Source organism: Bacillus aerius (assembly GCF_029894105.1).
In the GTDB taxonomy this organism is placed as follows: Bacteria; Bacillota; Bacilli; order Bacillales; family Bacillaceae; genus Bacillus; species Bacillus altitudinis.
In genome coordinates, this window is sequence record NZ_JARYHO010000001.1 from 1,973,141 (window position 1) to 1,989,279 (window position 16,139).

Here is a 16,139-nt window from a genome sequence, read left to right on the forward strand (position 1 = left end):
TTATTTCTCCTCCTTTACGGTTTGTTCTTTTTTGAGCTGGGCTTGATACTTCTTCTCTTTTAATTCATCTCGTTTTTCACGTTTGTTTTTGAGCGTATCATGTTCAGGATTCGTTTCATAAGACTCTCTTCGTTTCATTCGGCTTAAATTTTCAGGCGTAAAGGATCTTGCTTCGTCCTCAAATAGAGCTGTTATGCCAATGGCGGGTTCTTTCTTTTCTTCATAGATTTCATTAAAATACGCATCCGCTTGGCCGGCGACGTAATGTTCTGGCTCCGGATAAGAGGTGATCACACCTTCAAAGTTACGCAGGACCACTTTCTCTGGGCTTTGAGATAATAAATAATTTGGCTGTAAGGTGATCTTACCTCCTCCGCCTGGTGCATCTACAACAAAGCTTGGCACAGCATAACCACTCGTATGTCCTCTTAAGCCTTCAATGATTTCAAGGCCTTTTGAAACAGGTGTTCTAAAGTGGCCGATCCCCTCAGATAAATCACATTGATAAATATAATAAGGTCTGACGCGAATCATGACGAGATCATGCATCAGCTTCTTCATAATTGGAACACTGTCGTTAATCCCTGCTAGGATCACCGCCTGATTACCAACAGGCACGCCAGCATTGACAAGTCGCTCACACGCTTCTTTCGCTTCTTTTGTGATTTCAATGCTTGTATTAAAGTGAGTGTTCAGCCAAACCGGATGATATTTTTTTAAAATCTCACACAATTCATCTGTAATTCGCTGCGGAAACACGACCGGTGCACGTGTTCCAATTCGAATGATTTCAACGTGAGGAATGTCTCGTAAGTTTTTCAAAATGTATTCAAGCACTTGATCATTAATTAACAGCCCGTCACCGCCTGAAATTAACACATCCCGCACTTCAGGGGTTTCTCTAATATATCCAATGGCGGCATCTAATTGCTTTTTCGGCACGCCCATCCCGATCTGACCGGAAAAGCGCCTTCTCGTACAATAGCGGCAGTACATGGAGCACTGATTTGTGACGAGAAACAGCACACGATCTGGGTAGCGGTGCGTTAAACCTGGAACAGGTGAATCCTCATCTTCATGGAGCGGATCTTCGAGGTCATATTTTGTTTTATGAAGCTCCTCTGCAATCGGTACAGACTGCATACGAATTGGGCATCTTGGATCGTCTGGATTCATCAGTGAGGCATAGTAGGGTGTTATGTTGAGTGGAATGGTTTTCGTGGAAATCTTCACCCCTTCTTTTTCCTCTTCTGTTAAGTTCACGACTTTTTCTAAATCTTCAAGCGTTTTGACCGTATGCGTCAGCTGCCAAATCCAGTCGTTCCACTTTTCCTCGGGTACGTCCTTCCAAAGTTCAATGTCCTTCCAATGTCGCGCAGGTTGATACAGTTTTTGATTCATATCCATTCCCCCTATCAGCATTCACTTTATACTATGCAAGTTATGTGCCAACATGGGAAAATGCCCCTATTCTTTACAAAAGGAGCTTTTCCGTCACATTCACCTGTTTGAAGTGCTTACTTTTCGGCATCTGTATATTTTTTTAGTTTATACTGCAATGTTTGTCGAGGAATTTTTAAAGCGGCTGCCGTTTGCTTAATATTCCCTGCGTGCTGTCTTAAAGCTTCTTGAATCAGCGTTTGTTCAAATGACGTCACTTGACTTTTTAATGAGGACTCTGGAGGATGACTTTCTATCTGATGCGTCCGCAAATGGGCAGGGAGATATGCTGGGGTGATTTCTTCTGTTTCCTTTGGCATCATCAAGACGGCATGCTCGATCGTATGTTTTAATTCTCTGACATTCCCTGGCCACTGATGGGCCATAAATACTTGGACGGTTTCTTCAGAAAGGCGGTTGACGTTTTTAGAAAATTGCTGATGATACGTTTGAATAAAGTGGCGGGATAACAGCTGGATATCATGCTTCCTTGTGCGAAGCGGCGGGATATGAAATGATGACACATGCAGTCTATAAAATAAGTCTTCTCTTAACATTTGTTTTTTAACGGCTTCAAATGGGTCGATATTGAGGGCAGTAATCACTCTGACATTTACTTGAACCGCCTTTGCATCACCTATCCGGCGGACAACACCATCCTCTAACACACGCAGTAATTTTGTTTGAAGCGTAAGCGGCATCGCTTGCAGCTCATCAAGAAAAAGCGTACCGCCATCTGCTAACTCAAACAGCCCCTTGCGATCTATTGCGCCCGTATAACTTCCTTTGACAGACCCGAATAAAAGACTTTCAAGCAGCGATTCTGGAAGAGCAGCGCAGTTTTGCGGGATAAAGACTTGATCTTTCCGATCAGATGCATGAACAATCGCTTGTACGAGTACCTCTTTTCCTGTCCCAGTTTCCCCGAAGACCATAACCGATGAAGGATATGCAGCAGCTTTTTTCGCTTTCTCCAGCATCTCTTTTAAGTGTGGATCATTTGTTAAAAATGAAGAAAAATCGAGCATTTGAGTGGTCTCCGCGGCACCATCCGTTCGTTTTTTTTGATCTAAACGATTCGAAAGCGCCGACAGCTTCGACACATCCTTCGCTACTTCTACCGCCCCAATTAACTTGCTGCCTTCCATAATGGGCAGTGTGGTGTTGACGGTCTCAATTTTTTCTCCATTTTTATTCAAATAGGTTTGCAACGAATGATAAATGGGTTTTCCTGTTCTAAGTACATGCATGAGTGTACTTGTCTTTTCAGTTAATGAAGGATACACATCCAGTATGTACTTGCCAATCACCTCTTCTTTCGCTAAACAGTCGAACTTCGCTGCATTATGATTATAAAAGATGGTGACCCCTTGATCGTCTACAACGTGAATCGCTTCATCGATGGCTTCTAAAATTAATTCAAACCAATCCGCTCTTTCGACAACCTTCCCCACTATTTCCCCCTCACTTTCTATGCCGAAAATCCGGCATAGTATTGCCCAATTTTCAGCGGTTTGATGATATTCAACGTGTTCCCCTATCCTTTTCACGTTTCGCTTTTTCCTTTCGATCTCCTGCTTTTTTCGTCAATTCTAAAAAAAGCACCCCAACTTATGAGGAGTGCTTTCGTCCTGACGTTTGATAAAGAGACATGTCAAACTCGTGGAATGATTCCATATACAATGGAACAATCGACTTCCCTTCTTGAAATAAAGTAAAGTGGGAAGGATATAATTTGATTGGCTGATGATAAAATGCGAATAACTTGACCACCTCAGGGGCAATACGGCAGAAGGTATCATGCACAAATAAATAGACATCCCGTTGCCATTTAAAAAGCCGGCGGTTTGGCGGGCTGAATTCAGGAGATACTTGAATGATTTTGCCCTCGTCTAATGTCTGTAGCAGTTCGTTTGAAACGGTGCACATTTCTTTTGGATGAAACTGAAAATATTGCATATCACGTTTTGAAGCAAATCGTCTTTTTTTCTGATCTTCAATATAATAAATCGTTCTTCCATTATCTGCGGTGACCACTGTATAGTTCGGCACAACGCGCTTATCTTTCACCTCATATTTCATCGCACAAATCAAAGGGACACGAATCGCACGTATCTTCTTTTCATGAACCCATCGTTTGTCAATCTCATGAAGATTCCCATAAGCAAGTTGAAAATAAGCCCCTTCTCTTTCAATGACCGTCCCATCAATTACATCATACGGCATACTTGAAAACATGTGATGAAAGGATTGGGGTGTTTTAAATGTGATATCGAGTACCTCTTTTAATGGATAAAACGCAGCAAAATGATTCAACCGCATCCAAAAAACAGAATCTGCATGATGCCAATGCTTCGGGTCATCATCCCAATATTGCCCAAATTTCTCATCAATCAAAGGAAGCAAGCGTCTTCTATGCATGACCGAACAGTGATCTACTTGAAAGGACGCATGTTCTAACACATGTTCCGCTTCTCGAACAAAGGTCATTGTTTCCACTAGATGCTTATCAATATGGACCACACGCTGCGAGGAATAAACGATATCTACATGTGATTTTGATTGAAAAACATCCACCATTTTCTGTAAACGATCTTTGCAATACATTGTATCATCTGTTAAATAACAAATAAGCTCCCCTGATATTCGTGTTAATGCTTCATTAATAAGCGTCGCATAACGTACAGTCATCAGCCTTTTTGCAGGATGAACAGTATGCGGATACAAGTGGATACGCTCATCGCTTAAAAAGGGCTGAATCTTTTTTAATGTTTCTGGCTCCGAGCCATCATCCATAATCAAAAGCTCCCAGTTTTGATATGTTTGTTCTATCATACTCTTTAGCACACGATCAATGAAATCAGGTTTATTGTAGCTTGTTAAAATCACCGATACTTTCATGGGCATTATCCTTTTTAATGAGATTAAAAAGCTCCCTAACTAACAATATTTGTGTAAGGAACATTCACTCTTAGCTGATTCGTAGCATTTTTAAAAACCGCCACTGTATGAAACAATTGAACAACAACCACGTTTTGCAGCACCTCACCATTGACTAAATGAACACGAGGCAGCGGAATGCCGAGCTCAAGCCACTGGCGCAGCAACTCTTTGATTTCTGACTCACTTTCTTCCTCACGTCCCTCTAAAAGACGAAGAAGAAGCAAAATCAACACAACTTCGAGTATTCCTTCTGTTTCTAGTAATTCTTTGTTCCAGCCATTTAATAATTGTTCAAATTCCATTCAAAATTCCCTCTTTCTTCTCGTTTGATCTTTACTAGAGTATGAGAATCACTTCATTTAGCATCAGCATTTGAAAACATTTTAAAAAATGTGTGAAGTCATTAAATGAAAAAAGAACAAGGAATGAGCATTCTGCTTATACCAAAAAAACTGAACGGCATATACATAGTGGTGTGTTTCAATTGTTGAAGGAAGGATGGGGATAAAATGAATGACAATCGTACTGAGTTAAAAAAAGAACTATTGAAACTATTCTTCAAACCGCTTAGTCATGCGTTAACAGTTAATCTCGAAGAAGGAGGTGCAGAATTGGAAAATAAATTAAACGATTTATTAAGTGAAGTCGCAGCTGAAGCATCAACTTCAGATGCTGCTTCAGCACTTAATTCATCTCAAGGAGCAAGGTGGATTTTCGCAAGACTTACACCAGGAACAGTTATTAGTATTGTGATGGACTCTGGAGACTTAATTGGACCCGTTCAATTCGTAGCATTCGATGCTTCTACTGGTATTGTTTTTGTCACACAGGAAAGCTCTGTGACACCTACAGGCTCTGCAACAACTCTATTAGATGTAGATAAAGTGGAAAGTGTTACATTCACATCTTAATGTGAGAGGGCCATCATGAAGTTTCTTTATGTCAGCTCTGGCTACGGTGGAATCTATCGGATGTTCGATCAATGGATTGAAGAGAGCTTCATTGATTCCCCCTTTTCATGTATCAAGATGGAAAGGGAATCTCTACCCGCTCATATGCACAAAATCCGGACATTTTCTCCGGATTTTGTTTTCATGATGATCGGTGATCATATTCCAACAGAAGTACTTCATCAATTCAAACAAGAAAAGATCCCTGTCGTACTGTGGATGACAGAAGACCCTTTTTATATAGATGTGTCAGCTGCATGCGTAAGTGATGCACAGCTGATCTTAACGATTGACGAAGGTGCTTTGTCATTTTACAAACAAATGGGCGCTAATCACTCGCACTACTTTCCCATTCCGACCAATACACACGTATTTCAGAAAAAAGAATCACCACATGAGTCGTGCATCTATGACATTGCACTCATTGGCTACCCTTATCCAAACCGCATCAAAGCCGTCGATACACTCTTACATCAAAACAAATGGCGCATTCTCGTTGCAGGTAAAGAATGGCATCGCCAGTTGAATAAATCACGCAGACGATATCGCGATCTCACACTGATGACCCACTGGCTGAGTCCCGAGCAAATGGCAGACATCTATCAAACATCAGCCATTGTCCTAAATCCACACAGACCCGCGCAATTTGCCTATAATCAAAACAAAGCCAATGTTCAAAATAAGAGCCTGAACAACAGAGCATTTGATATCGCTGCAAGCGGACGCTTTCAATTGACAGACCTACAACCGTCACCGGCATTTTCAAGTTTCGCTTTTTACACACACGAAAACGATTTGATTGAACAGGTCGAGTATTATGTAACAAACGCTGAACAAAGGCAAGCAGTTGCAGAGAACAATTACGAGCAAGTCGTGCGCTGGAACACATTTGATACGCTGCCATACAGACTTTATGAAATAGTCAAAAGCGCCCTATGACCGGGCGCTTTTTCTAATTGCCATCATCTTATGCCGTTTCTTCTGCATCTTGTCGAGCCAATAAAATCTTCTCTGCCTTTTTCCGATCTTCCTCACTTTTCACAACAAGCGATTGCGCATGATCCATCATATATGCACCAACAGATCCTTCTAAAAAGGAATGAATGCATTCTTTTGCATATGGAACATGAAACGCATAGACAGCTCCATTTAAACGTCCATACGTATAAGGGTGCTCCTGAGTTGGTACAAAAAAATAATGATTGTCCTTATACAGGCTGGCTTCATTGGTGTCATGAAGTGTCCAAGTTTCATTTGGATTTTCTAACGCCTCTGTAAAAGAAGCCGCACAATCATATCCCCCCTCTACTAGAAGCTGTAAGCAGTTCTCAATATCTGCCGTCTGCCTTAGTGGTGATGATGGATGCAAATACAAAACAATATCAAACGTCTTTCCCTCTCGTTCTAAATAAGCAAGTGCATGCTTCACAGCTAATAAAGAAGGTGTTTGTTCCGTCACATGTGTGCTTGGCAGTTCAATCACATTTGCTCCATAGTGGGACGAAATGATTTGAGTATTCACATCCTCTGAAGATACGATGACTTCATCTAATTCAATCATTTGTAATAATGGCTGAATGGTCCAATAGATCAGCGGCCGCTCCGCCAATACGCGAATGTGTTCAGCATGATGTCCCTGCTTGCTGCTAAAAGCTGGTATCATAGCTAAAATACGATTTCCCCTATACATGTATGATCTTCTCCCCTCGCGCAGCTCAGTATCAGAGAATAAATTCTGAGAGCTGAACTGATCACCGTACTGAAGTTCTTTAGGTGCCTCGCTATTCTACTTAATCTTCTATCTCTACATATTCTATTAAGTCGTCAAGCAGATGGTTATAATTGGTTCACCTAATTTATGCATGAAGTGGTTCTTTTCCTCAAACGTCTTCCACTCTTTCACATATGATGCAAAGTAGAGAAATGAGAGTTGGGGGATTAGATATGTCCAAACAAATAGAAACGAGTTTGAAGACCTTTTTTCGTGACAAAATCATCTTGGTCACAGGCGGTACGGGTTCGATTGGCCGGCAGATTGTGAAAAAATTAACAGCATGCTCTCCTAAAAAGGTCATTGTCTTCAGTAAAGATGACAGTAAACAATACATGATGAAAAATGAATATGCGGCAAATCCAGAGGTTGTATTTGCACTTGGAGATGTGAGGGATGCCAGCCGCGTCAGGCAGCTTGTCAAAGGGGTAGATATCATCTTCCATGCAGCTGCACTCAAACAAGTACCCACCTGCGAAGATAATCCGTTTGAAGCTGTCCAAACCAACATCATCGGCGGACAGCATGTCATTGAAGCAGCACTTGAACATGAAGTTAGTCATGTTGTCAACATTTCAACCGACAAAGCGGTTTCTCCGACAAATGCCATGGGAGCTACAAAATTAATTTCAGAAAAATTGTTTTTTCAAGCGAATGAAAGTATTTCAAATCAGAAAACGAGGTTTTGCTCTGTCCGGTTTGGCAATGTGCTTGGATCAAGGGGTTCCGTCATACCCATCATGCTTCAACAGTTGTTAAATGAACAACCTCTAACTGTAACTGATCCTAAGATGACACGCTTTTTTATGTCTATCGAAGAAGCTGTATCTCTCACGCTTGAAGCAGCTATCATGATGAAAGGCGGCGAAACATTCATCCTCAAGATGGAGTCATTACAGCTGGCTGATCTATTGAAAGCATTTCATGAATATGCTGGTCAGATCAACGTTCCTTCTCCTGATATTCTTGTTGTCGGAAAAAGACCTGGAGAAAAACTTCACGAGGAACTCACATTCCCTCACGAGGCAGATGCACTATTTGAACATGAACAATTTTATGCCATTTTACCAAGACCACATCTTCACCCTCATTTTCAAAAAGTCCATTTGACCCATTACACATCAAACGAAGCACCGCTCATTACAAAAGAGAAACTGTTTCACATCATTGAACAATTACATCATACCCACCATAAAAAATAAAAAAATCGTCACACGGAAGCAGCTGACTTCCATGTGACGATTTTTAAAATCAATTATTGAAAGATGTGTTTCAAATGACCATAGCCTTCTTTTTCAAGATCATCCTTCGGGATAAACTTTAAAGCGGCAGAATTAATACAATATCGAAGTCCGTTTGGCCCTGGGCCGTCAGGGAATACATGACCAAGGTGAGAGTCGGCCGTCTTACTGCGAACTTCAGTCCGCACCATGCCATGGCTCGTATCTACTTTCTCTTCTACCTCTTGATCTTCAATCGGCTTTGTAAAACTTGGCCAGCCGCAATGGGCATCAAATTTATCTAAAGAAGAAAACAATGGCTTGCCTGAAATGATATCTACATAAATGCCCTCTTCCTTATGATCCCAAAATTCATTTTGAAATGGCGGCTCAGTGCCATTATTTTGCGTCACTTCGTACTGCATTCGGTTTAATTCTTTGATGCGCTGCTCTTTTTCGTTAGCCATTATTTATCACTCCAATGAGATTGAATAAAACCGGCTCTGCCCGAACCGACATGGTATCGTTCGTAGTGCATTTTGTTCTTTTTATAATAATGCTGATGATATTCCTCAGCAGGATAAAAAGGACTAGCCTCTAAAATTTCTGTCACGATTGGCTTTTGGAAAATTCCGCTTTGGCTCAGTTGCTCTTTTGATGTTTCTGCAAGTTGCCTTTGTTTTTCATTGTGGACATAAATCCCTGTACGGTAGGACTCTCCTCTATCACCAAATTGTCCTCCATCATCTGTTGGGTCTATTTGCTGCCAATATAGTTCTAATAGCTTCTCATACGGAAAAACGTCTGGATCAAAGGTAATTTGAACGGCTTCTCTATGGCCTGTCGTATTTGTACATACTTCCTCATAGGTTGGATTCACTGTATGTCCGCCAGTATACCCTGATTCAACTTTGATAATGCCTGGCTGTTCATCAAAAGGTTTAACCATACACCAGAAACAGCCTCCAGCAAATGTGGCTAATTCTTGTTTTTCAGACATATTAGTGCCCCCTTCATTTAAAAAATGGTATCATCATATTATAACATGATAAAAAATAATGAAAATGATACGACTTGTATACCTAAAAACAAAAGAAAGCATTCTGTCGTATCTTAAAATATAATGGGGGTTTAATGATTGGAACAAAGAAAACAAATGATGTATGAAATGGATACTTTACTGAGAACCGTATTTAAGCAAATACGTTATGAAATTAACAGCTTGCTTGAAAACGAATTATCTCGGAATGAATTTCTCATTTTAAATCTGCTGCGTGAACAAGGCGCAAAAAAAGTAACGGAATTCGCCTCAATTCTCGGTGTATCAGCAAGCCATATTACAGCTGTAACCGACACACTTGTAGAAAAAGGCTGGATCACTCGTATCCGTTCAAAAGAGGATCGACGCATCATCAAAATCCACTTAACCGATAAGGGCAAGGAAATTACTGAGCATTTTGAGAAAAAGAAAACAGAATACTTCATGGAACGATTTGAATCATTTGATGATGAAGAACTGAAAACGATGATCAAATTATTTAAAAAGCTGGATAAAAGTCAAAAGGATTAAGCATAGATTTTAGCGTGGAGGACATGCTACGGATAAAAAGGTGGAATGAACCATGACAAGTCCATATCTTTGTCCGAACTGCAAAACCAACAGAACGCGTTTTAATCTCATCGAGCAGCATTCAGAACCTGTGAAACTTGATCCAGCAACTGGAGCTATTGTCGAAACATATGAAGGAGATCAGCTTTCTCCTTTTCACATGAACTATCAAGGACCGAAAATCAAAGTCCAGTGCGGCGTTTGCGGATTAATTGAGGATGAAAAAACGTTCATTAAGCTGGCTGAATATCATCAATATTCATCTCCTTCTTAATACGAGAGCCTGACACTTTTTGTCAGGCTTTTTTCTATGCTTTTTTTGCCTATACAGACCGTCCCTTTCTTGCATACGCTACAAAAAACACATTGTAGAGAAAGAAGGGATGAAGACGTGCAGCAGCTCTACGAGATGAATCAATTTCTATATCGTCCATTAGCTACCTTCCCCCCATACCATCCGAGAAACACCATTTCCAAAGCTGTTATTCGATTATTTCACGCTGCACCGGATTTAAGTGAGCTTGCTGTATTGGTAAATCAGCATCCAATCCAAAAAAAGCTGCCATACGGTCAGCTGTCTGCTTATATGGAATGGGATGAGGGTGTTTATGAGATAGAAGTATTCAAGCTGGCTACAAAAGAAAGAATTCTTTCTTCCCGTATGATGATTAATGGAAACGAGACTTACACGCTATGTATCACAGGAGCTCATACCGGCTTTGCGCTGCTCACAGAAAAGCAAGACTCGCTGATTAAGCAAGATGAGCTATCAGCACTCACGTTTATCCAGCTGTCACCAGACCTCCCTTTCATTGATATATATGAACGAGATCAAGGCATCTTATCAAAGGAGCTCGGATATGTGAACGGCACCCAAACCCACCACTTCTCTCCGAATAAGTATCACTTTGAATTAAAAGCTGCCGGTACTCAAAGTGTACTGCTAGATATTCCGAAAGTTCACCTGCAAACAAAGCGGGCCTATCTTATTTTACTTCATGGATTTGCAAACGGAGAGCCAGAGCTAATGGCAAAAGTCGTCTTGTCTCACCAAATGTAAAAAGAGCCTTTCCAAATGGAAAAGGCTCTCAGGCGTGTAGACAAACCCTCGCATTCGGTGTCAGTCCTGCGTGCCGGTGCTCACGAATGTCACATTCACTCTGCGCCAGTACTCGTCCTTCCTAGAATGCAAAGGTTTTCTATTCCGCTGAAAAGAAGACAAATAGCCTTTCCAAATGGAAAAGGCTATTTACGAGACATCTTCAGCTTTTTCTTGTTTTTGAAAATCAAAAGCAAGAATCATGGTACCTAAAAATAATGCACAATAGGCGATATTTAAGTAAAACTGGTCGATATTTTCTGCTTTTAAATGAGAGGCAGCTGTCATGCCAAAGTATGCAGCAAATAAGAGCGACAGTAAACTAAAATATTGATAGACTCGCTTCATAGTTTCACTCCTGACTTACACGTTCTATTGCTTTGGATGATAATATGAGAATTCAATTTCATCATTCTCAAGATCAATTTTGTTCGCTTTGACATACATATCATTCGTCAGCGGCATTTCTGAAAGACGCACTTCCACCGTTTTTTGGTCTGGTTTCACATGAACGAAATCAGGCAGTTCATAGAATTGACCCATGTAGCTTAAAACAAAACTGATTGGGATGCTTAATTGTCCAATTGAAAAGTCATCTACTTTCAGCAGAACATCCCCGTTATCTTCAACAGTTGGTGTAAATAATACATTTGCATTAATCGTTGAAGAAAAAGCTTTGATTGCACCTGTTACTTTCACATCTTGGTCAATCGCAACATGAAAGTCGGGCATATCGCTTGATCCTTGGTTTTTTAAATAATCATTGACAAAGCTGGTGAGCGATTCTTTTGAACTAGAAATGTTAAAAGCATACTCGCTGTTCACTTCTTTTTTCGAAGCGGATTGATCGCTCGGCAGCAGCATAAAAATACCGCATACAAGAACAATCAATAGATTAATTGACAGTAAAATAAAAAATAAACTCTTCCATTTTTTCATCTTTTCACCCTATTCCTTCGGCAGTCCTTCTTTTTTCACTTCTGAGAATAAACGATTTGCCATAAGAGAGTACCCCTTTTGGTTTGGGTGGAAATCATCATCTGCCAGTAATTTTTCATCTTTATCATCTTCAAATAAATCTGCTACATCGATCATATCAGCATTGCCGTCTTTTTTTAGTTCTTTTTCGGCAGCAGCATTCCAGTCTTTGACGACCTCATCAATATCTCTCAGCTCAGACAAGCTGAACTTAAAAGGATTGTACATACTGACATACATGATCTTTGCATGGTCATTATGCTCTCTTAATTGAGCAAGAATGGTCTTAAAACGCTCTTCAAAAGGACCTTGCTCTTTTTGAAAAGGAGCAAATGTCAAGTTGAGCACATTTTGACGGACGACATGCATTAAGTCATTTCCGCCGATCGTAAAGAAAATATAATCAGCGTCTTTCAGTCCATCCTGCACTTTTTTTTCTTTTAATCTTTTTAATAAATCTACCGTTCTACTGCCTTTAATGGCATAGTTTTTTAATGTAACAGACTGTACACCGTCCACCGCTTCTATCTTGTCACGGGTGATGCCGGCATACCCTTTTTTATTTTGATCTCCGATTCCTTCTGTTAAGGAATCTCCAACCGCTGCGATCGTAATATGTTCTTTTACGTTTTGTGTGTCTTCTAGTTTATCCTTTATGCCAGCCTCTTGCGCGGAACATGCAGAAAGAACAAAAGCTAGAGACATCACAATCAAAATCAAACGAGCCTTCAAACGATGATGTCCCTCCTTTTTCTGATTAAAAAAGTGTATCATGTTTTCGCTCATTTGAACATCCTTATACTAGCTTCGATTCAGTGTTTTGATGTCCTTGATGATTTCATCATATGGCGTATTTTGAACACCATCATAGTTTTTCATCACTTTTCCTTCTTGATCAACGAGGAAAAACAGAGATTGGTGTATCACTTGGTCTTCGTCTTCAGGTTTTTTCACAATCGTCTTAAAGCTTTTCATTGCAAATTTTTCAATCGCTGACTGCGAGTAACCAGTGAGAAAATCCCAATTTTTAAAGGATAATGGATATGCTTTTGCAAATTCCTTTAGCTTTTTCGGTGAATCCACCTCTGGGTCGACGCTAAATGAAATGATGTGCGCATCCAATTTTTCTTCTTTTAACCGTTTTTGTAACTCTGTCATATGTGCGGTCATCGGCGGGCAAATCGTTTCACAGCTTGTGAAAATAAAATCTGCCACCCAGACTTTCCCCTTTAAATCGTCGAGCGACACCTTTTGACCATCCTGGTTTTGATACTCAAACGGCTGGATTTGATAATTTAATGCATCCTTGATTTGTCCATTTGAACATGAGACTAAAAGAAGCACGCTTATAATCGTAAGCGCACCAAATAAGGCTCCCCTTTTTCTATACATGACAATTACATCCCCTTTTCAATCAATCGGTATAAAAAGTAAAGCCTATAGCGCCCTTACCAGTATGACAGGAAATAATCGGTGTTGTATAAGCGATGTCAACTAGTGCATCAGGTGTGTGATCAAGCAGTGCTGTTTTAAGCTTTTCTGCAAGTTCTAATGCATCTGCATGTGCAATCCCAATGGCCTGAACGGTTTTTCCTTTCACCGCCTGTACATACTGTTTTGTCAAATAGCGGACAAGAGCGGAGTAACTCCTCACATTCGCTTCTGGTGTGTATATGCCGTCTGTTAAGCTGGCAATTGGTTTAATATGAAGAAGTGAACCGATCAGCGCCTTTCCTCTTCCAATTCGTCCACCTTTCACGAGATTTTCTAATGTATCGATTGTGACAAATAGCTTTGTTTTAAGACGAATTTTGTCCATTTCTTTGAGGATGTCATCACGGCTTGCCCCTTTTTTTGCAAGCTCTGCTGCTTTGGTGACTTGAAACCCTAAACCATAGGAAATAAAATTCGAATCGATGACAGTAATATTTCCGTCTACCATTTTAGAAGCGCTTTCAGCAGTTTGAACCGTACCACTCATCCCACCAGTTAAATGGATACTAATAACTTCGCTTCCATCTGCCGTCAGTTTTTCATATAATTCGACGAATTGACCGATGGCAGGTTGAGACGTTTTCGGCAGTTCCTCAGCGTCCTCCATTTTTTCAATAAATTCATCTGGCTGTATGTTCACTCGGTCAATATAATCAACCCCAGAAATGGAGATATTGAGCGGAATGACATGAATGGAAAGATCATTGATTTTTTCTTGCGGAAGGTCCACAGTTGAATCTGTTACAATTTTAATTTGTTTCACTATCGTCTCATCCTTGCTGTCTTAGTCTTTACATATGATATTACCTTATTTCATGCATACTTGAAAACAACTGTCAGAACGTTTTTGAAATTGTCACATTTTCTTCTTTTCATGTAAAAAATCCTTGCCAAGATGAGTAGCCGCCATTTGAAAATGGCCGCTCACTCTCTTTGGCAAAGATTCCAATTTACGCATTGTGTTTTAGTGTAGGCTCTTGGTAGATCTGTTCATATGTGCTCCACTTGACGTTACGTTTCACATCCTCCCTGAAAGAGTACACATGCCTCTTTCCCTTAGATACATAGACTTTTTTCAAGAAAGCTTCAAGTCTAAAGGTGAGCATGAAACCATAGGATTCATCTCCCTTTAAAACAGGGACTTCTGTTACCTTGATCTGAGCTCCATCCATCCGTCTAAAACATATTGTTTTGAGCAGCACAAACGATCAATCCTCTTTTCCAATTATCTGTTAAGCCTAAATAAATAGGTGGAATAAATCTTGATCTTTATTCACTTCAACATAGTGGAAGCCTTTTTTATTCATTCGGTCAATCAGCGCTGCATAGTCATCTCTTTCTTTCAATTCGATCCCAACAAGCGCAGGTCCTTTGCTTCGGTTATTCTTTTTCGTATATTCAAAGCGTGAGATATCATCATTTGGCCCTAACACTTCATCTAAAAATTCCCTGAGAGCACCTGCTCTTTGCGGAAAATTAACGATGAAATAATGCTGGAGTCCTTCATAAATCATGGAGCGTTCCTTGATTTCTTGCATTCGGCCAATGTCATTATTGCCTCCGCTGACAATACAAACGACATTTTTCCCTTTAATCTCCTCACGATGTGCATCTAAAGCCGCGATCGGTAACGCACCCGCTGGCTCAGCTACAATTGCACATTGATTATACAGCTCTAAAATGGTTGTACATACTTTTCCTTCTGGTACAAGACTAATCTTATCGACAACAGACTGAAGCGACGTAAACGTCTTTTCGCCAATCCGCTGAACCGCTGCTCCATCTACAAACTTATCTATTGAATCAAGTGTGACAACCTCCCCTTTCTCGTGGGAAGCATGAAGTGAGGCGGCACCAAGTGGCTCGACTGCAATAATTTCTGTTTCTGGTGCGATATTTTTCATATACGTGCCAACGCCAGATAACAAACCTCCGCCCCCAACACTTGCAAATAAAAAGTGAGGCTCCACTTCGATATCATTTAATATTTCTACAGCAGTTGTTCCTTGTCCTGCCATGACATCTAAATCATCAAACGGATGGATAAATTCCCGCTTTTCCTTATCTCCGCATTTGACTGCTTCATGATACGAATCATCAAAGGTATCTCCGGTTAAGATAATGTCAACATATTCTTTTCCGAAAAGCTCCACTTGAGATACTTTTTGCCTTGGTGTGGTAGCAGGCATAAAGATTTTCCCATGGATACCTAAATATTTGCAAGAATAGGCAACGCCTTGTGCGTGATTTCCTGCACTGGCACAAACAATGCCGTTTTCTAGTTTTTCTTTTGGCAACTGGCTCATTTTATTAAAAGCGCCTCTTAATTTAAAAGAACGAACAACTTGCAGGTCCTCTCTTTTTAAGTAGACATTACATTCATATCGTTCAGAAAGTCGCTCATTTTTTTGAAGTGGTGTGTGAATCACTACATCCTTCAAATTTTGATGGGCTTTTAAGATGTCTTTCACTTGAATTAGCGTGTTTTCTTTGAGCAACGGTTTCATGTACAAGATCCTTTCTCTTTAACCTTATTTAATTTGTCATTATAACATGAATATTCAAAAAATAAACCAATAGATCATAGATCGGAGATAAATTTCATGAACTTTTTCGTTTTTCTATACATTTGTTC

General features: G+C 40.2%; 20 protein-coding genes. 6 read left to right on the top strand and 14 right to left on the bottom strand.

The window, feature by feature from the left end:
* From kamA to cgeC, 4 genes are all read right to left on the bottom strand, one after another.
* Complete coding sequence (gene kamA / locus M2353_RS10045) at positions 1-1,401, bottom strand: lysine 2,3-aminomutase (RefSeq protein ID WP_008346434.1); 1,401 nt, start codon at positions 1,399-1,401, stop codon at positions 1-3.
* A 116-nt stretch (positions 1,402-1,517) separates the two neighbouring features.
* Positions 1,518-2,894 carry a sigma-54 interaction domain-containing protein gene (locus M2353_RS10050; protein WP_284725373.1) on the bottom strand — a complete coding sequence of 459 codons (1,377 nt, stop codon included), beginning with the start codon at positions 2,892-2,894 and terminating at the stop codon, positions 1,518-1,520.
* A gap of 157 nt (positions 2,895-3,051) precedes the next feature.
* Positions 3,052-4,347: a glycosyltransferase family A protein gene (locus M2353_RS10055; RefSeq protein WP_342394142.1), complete on the bottom strand. Its 1,296-nt coding sequence runs from the start codon at positions 4,345-4,347 to the stop codon at positions 3,052-3,054.
* Positions 4,348-4,376: 29 nt separating this feature from the next.
* Positions 4,377-4,685, bottom strand: a complete 309-nt coding sequence (cgeC, locus tag M2353_RS10060; protein ID WP_284725375.1) for a spore maturation protein CgeC — start codon at positions 4,683-4,685, stop codon at positions 4,377-4,379.
* Positions 4,686-4,892: 207 nt separating this feature from the next.
* Between cgeC and M2353_RS10065 the strand changes: the two genes are divergently transcribed.
* Together M2353_RS10065 and M2353_RS10070 are read left to right on the top strand one after the other, a co-directional pair.
* Positions 4,893-5,294 carry a hypothetical protein gene (locus M2353_RS10065; protein ID WP_268417688.1) on the top strand — a complete coding sequence of 134 codons (402 nt, stop codon included), beginning with the start codon at positions 4,893-4,895 and terminating at the stop codon, positions 5,292-5,294.
* Positions 5,295-5,309: 15 nt separating this feature from the next.
* Positions 5,310-6,272 (top strand): CgeB family protein, encoded by a 963-nt coding sequence (locus M2353_RS10070; protein WP_284725376.1) that lies wholly within the window; start codon positions 5,310-5,312, stop codon positions 6,270-6,272.
* 28 nt (positions 6,273-6,300) lie between these two features.
* Here M2353_RS10070 and M2353_RS10075 read toward each other — a convergent pair whose 3' ends face one another.
* A complete protein-coding gene (locus M2353_RS10075) occupies positions 6,301-7,023 on the bottom strand; it encodes an acylneuraminate cytidylyltransferase family protein (RefSeq protein ID WP_284725377.1) in 723 nt (240 codons plus the stop codon).
* 254 nt (positions 7,024-7,277) lie between these two features.
* On the opposite strand from M2353_RS10075, the gene M2353_RS10080 reads away from it, so the two are divergent.
* Positions 7,278-8,306, top strand: coding sequence for an SDR family NAD(P)-dependent oxidoreductase (locus tag M2353_RS10080; RefSeq protein WP_035703287.1), 1,029 nt, complete (start codon positions 7,278-7,280; stop codon positions 8,304-8,306).
* Positions 8,307-8,359: 53 nt separating this feature from the next.
* On the opposite strand, the gene msrB is transcribed toward M2353_RS10080, so the two are convergent.
* On the bottom strand, positions 8,360-8,791 hold the full coding sequence (gene msrB / locus M2353_RS10085; RefSeq protein ID WP_007500777.1) for a peptide-methionine (R)-S-oxide reductase MsrB: 432 nt from the start codon (positions 8,789-8,791) through the stop codon (positions 8,360-8,362).
* Positions 8,791-9,324 (bottom strand): peptide-methionine (S)-S-oxide reductase MsrA, encoded by a 534-nt coding sequence (msrA, locus tag M2353_RS10090; RefSeq protein WP_035391726.1) that lies wholly within the window; start codon positions 9,322-9,324, stop codon positions 8,791-8,793. The genes msrB and msrA overlap by 1 nt, the downstream gene beginning before the upstream one ends.
* Before the next feature lie 138 nt (positions 9,325-9,462).
* On the opposite strand from msrA, the gene M2353_RS10095 reads away from it, so the two are divergent.
* The 3 genes from M2353_RS10095 (at position 9,463) to M2353_RS10105 (ending at position 10,993) form a co-directional block, all read left to right on the top strand.
* Positions 9,463-9,894, top strand: a complete 432-nt coding sequence (locus tag M2353_RS10095) for a MarR family transcriptional regulator (RefSeq protein WP_007500780.1) — start codon at positions 9,463-9,465, stop codon at positions 9,892-9,894.
* 52 nt (positions 9,895-9,946) lie between these two features.
* Positions 9,947-10,207: a hypothetical protein gene (locus M2353_RS10100; RefSeq protein WP_008346413.1), complete on the top strand. Its 261-nt coding sequence runs from the start codon at positions 9,947-9,949 to the stop codon at positions 10,205-10,207.
* A 117-nt stretch (positions 10,208-10,324) separates the two neighbouring features.
* Positions 10,325-10,993: a DUF4397 domain-containing protein gene (locus tag M2353_RS10105; protein ID WP_284725378.1), complete on the top strand. Its 669-nt coding sequence runs from the start codon at positions 10,325-10,327 to the stop codon at positions 10,991-10,993.
* Between the two features lie 189 nt (positions 10,994-11,182).
* Here the strand turns inward: M2353_RS10105 and ypmT are convergent, their stop codons facing one another.
* From ypmT to ilvA, 7 genes are all read right to left on the bottom strand, one after another.
* Positions 11,183-11,380, bottom strand: coding sequence for a protein YpmT (gene ypmT / locus M2353_RS10110; RefSeq protein ID WP_008346409.1), 198 nt, complete (start codon positions 11,378-11,380; stop codon positions 11,183-11,185).
* Between the two features lie 24 nt (positions 11,381-11,404).
* Positions 11,405-11,971: a YpmS family protein gene (locus tag M2353_RS10115; RefSeq protein WP_284725379.1), complete on the bottom strand. Its 567-nt coding sequence runs from the start codon at positions 11,969-11,971 to the stop codon at positions 11,405-11,407.
* Positions 11,972-11,980: 9 nt separating this feature from the next.
* Positions 11,981-12,742, bottom strand: a complete 762-nt coding sequence (locus M2353_RS10120; protein ID WP_017359696.1) for an SGNH/GDSL hydrolase family protein — start codon at positions 12,740-12,742, stop codon at positions 11,981-11,983.
* A gap of 69 nt (positions 12,743-12,811) precedes the next feature.
* Positions 12,812-13,402 (bottom strand): SCO family protein, encoded by a 591-nt coding sequence (locus M2353_RS10125; protein ID WP_072368235.1) that lies wholly within the window; start codon positions 13,400-13,402, stop codon positions 12,812-12,814.
* Positions 13,403-13,424: 22 nt separating this feature from the next.
* A complete protein-coding gene (locus tag M2353_RS10130) occupies positions 13,425-14,267 on the bottom strand; it encodes a DegV family protein (RefSeq protein WP_284725380.1) in 843 nt (280 codons plus the stop codon).
* A gap of 187 nt (positions 14,268-14,454) precedes the next feature.
* Positions 14,455-14,706 carry a YpmP family protein gene (locus M2353_RS10135; protein WP_008346400.1) on the bottom strand — a complete coding sequence of 84 codons (252 nt, stop codon included), beginning with the start codon at positions 14,704-14,706 and terminating at the stop codon, positions 14,455-14,457.
* Positions 14,707-14,742: 36 nt separating this feature from the next.
* Positions 14,743-16,011: a threonine ammonia-lyase IlvA gene (gene ilvA, locus M2353_RS10140; protein WP_008346398.1), complete on the bottom strand. Its 1,269-nt coding sequence runs from the start codon at positions 16,009-16,011 to the stop codon at positions 14,743-14,745.
* Positions 16,012-16,139 lie beyond the last annotated feature (128 nt).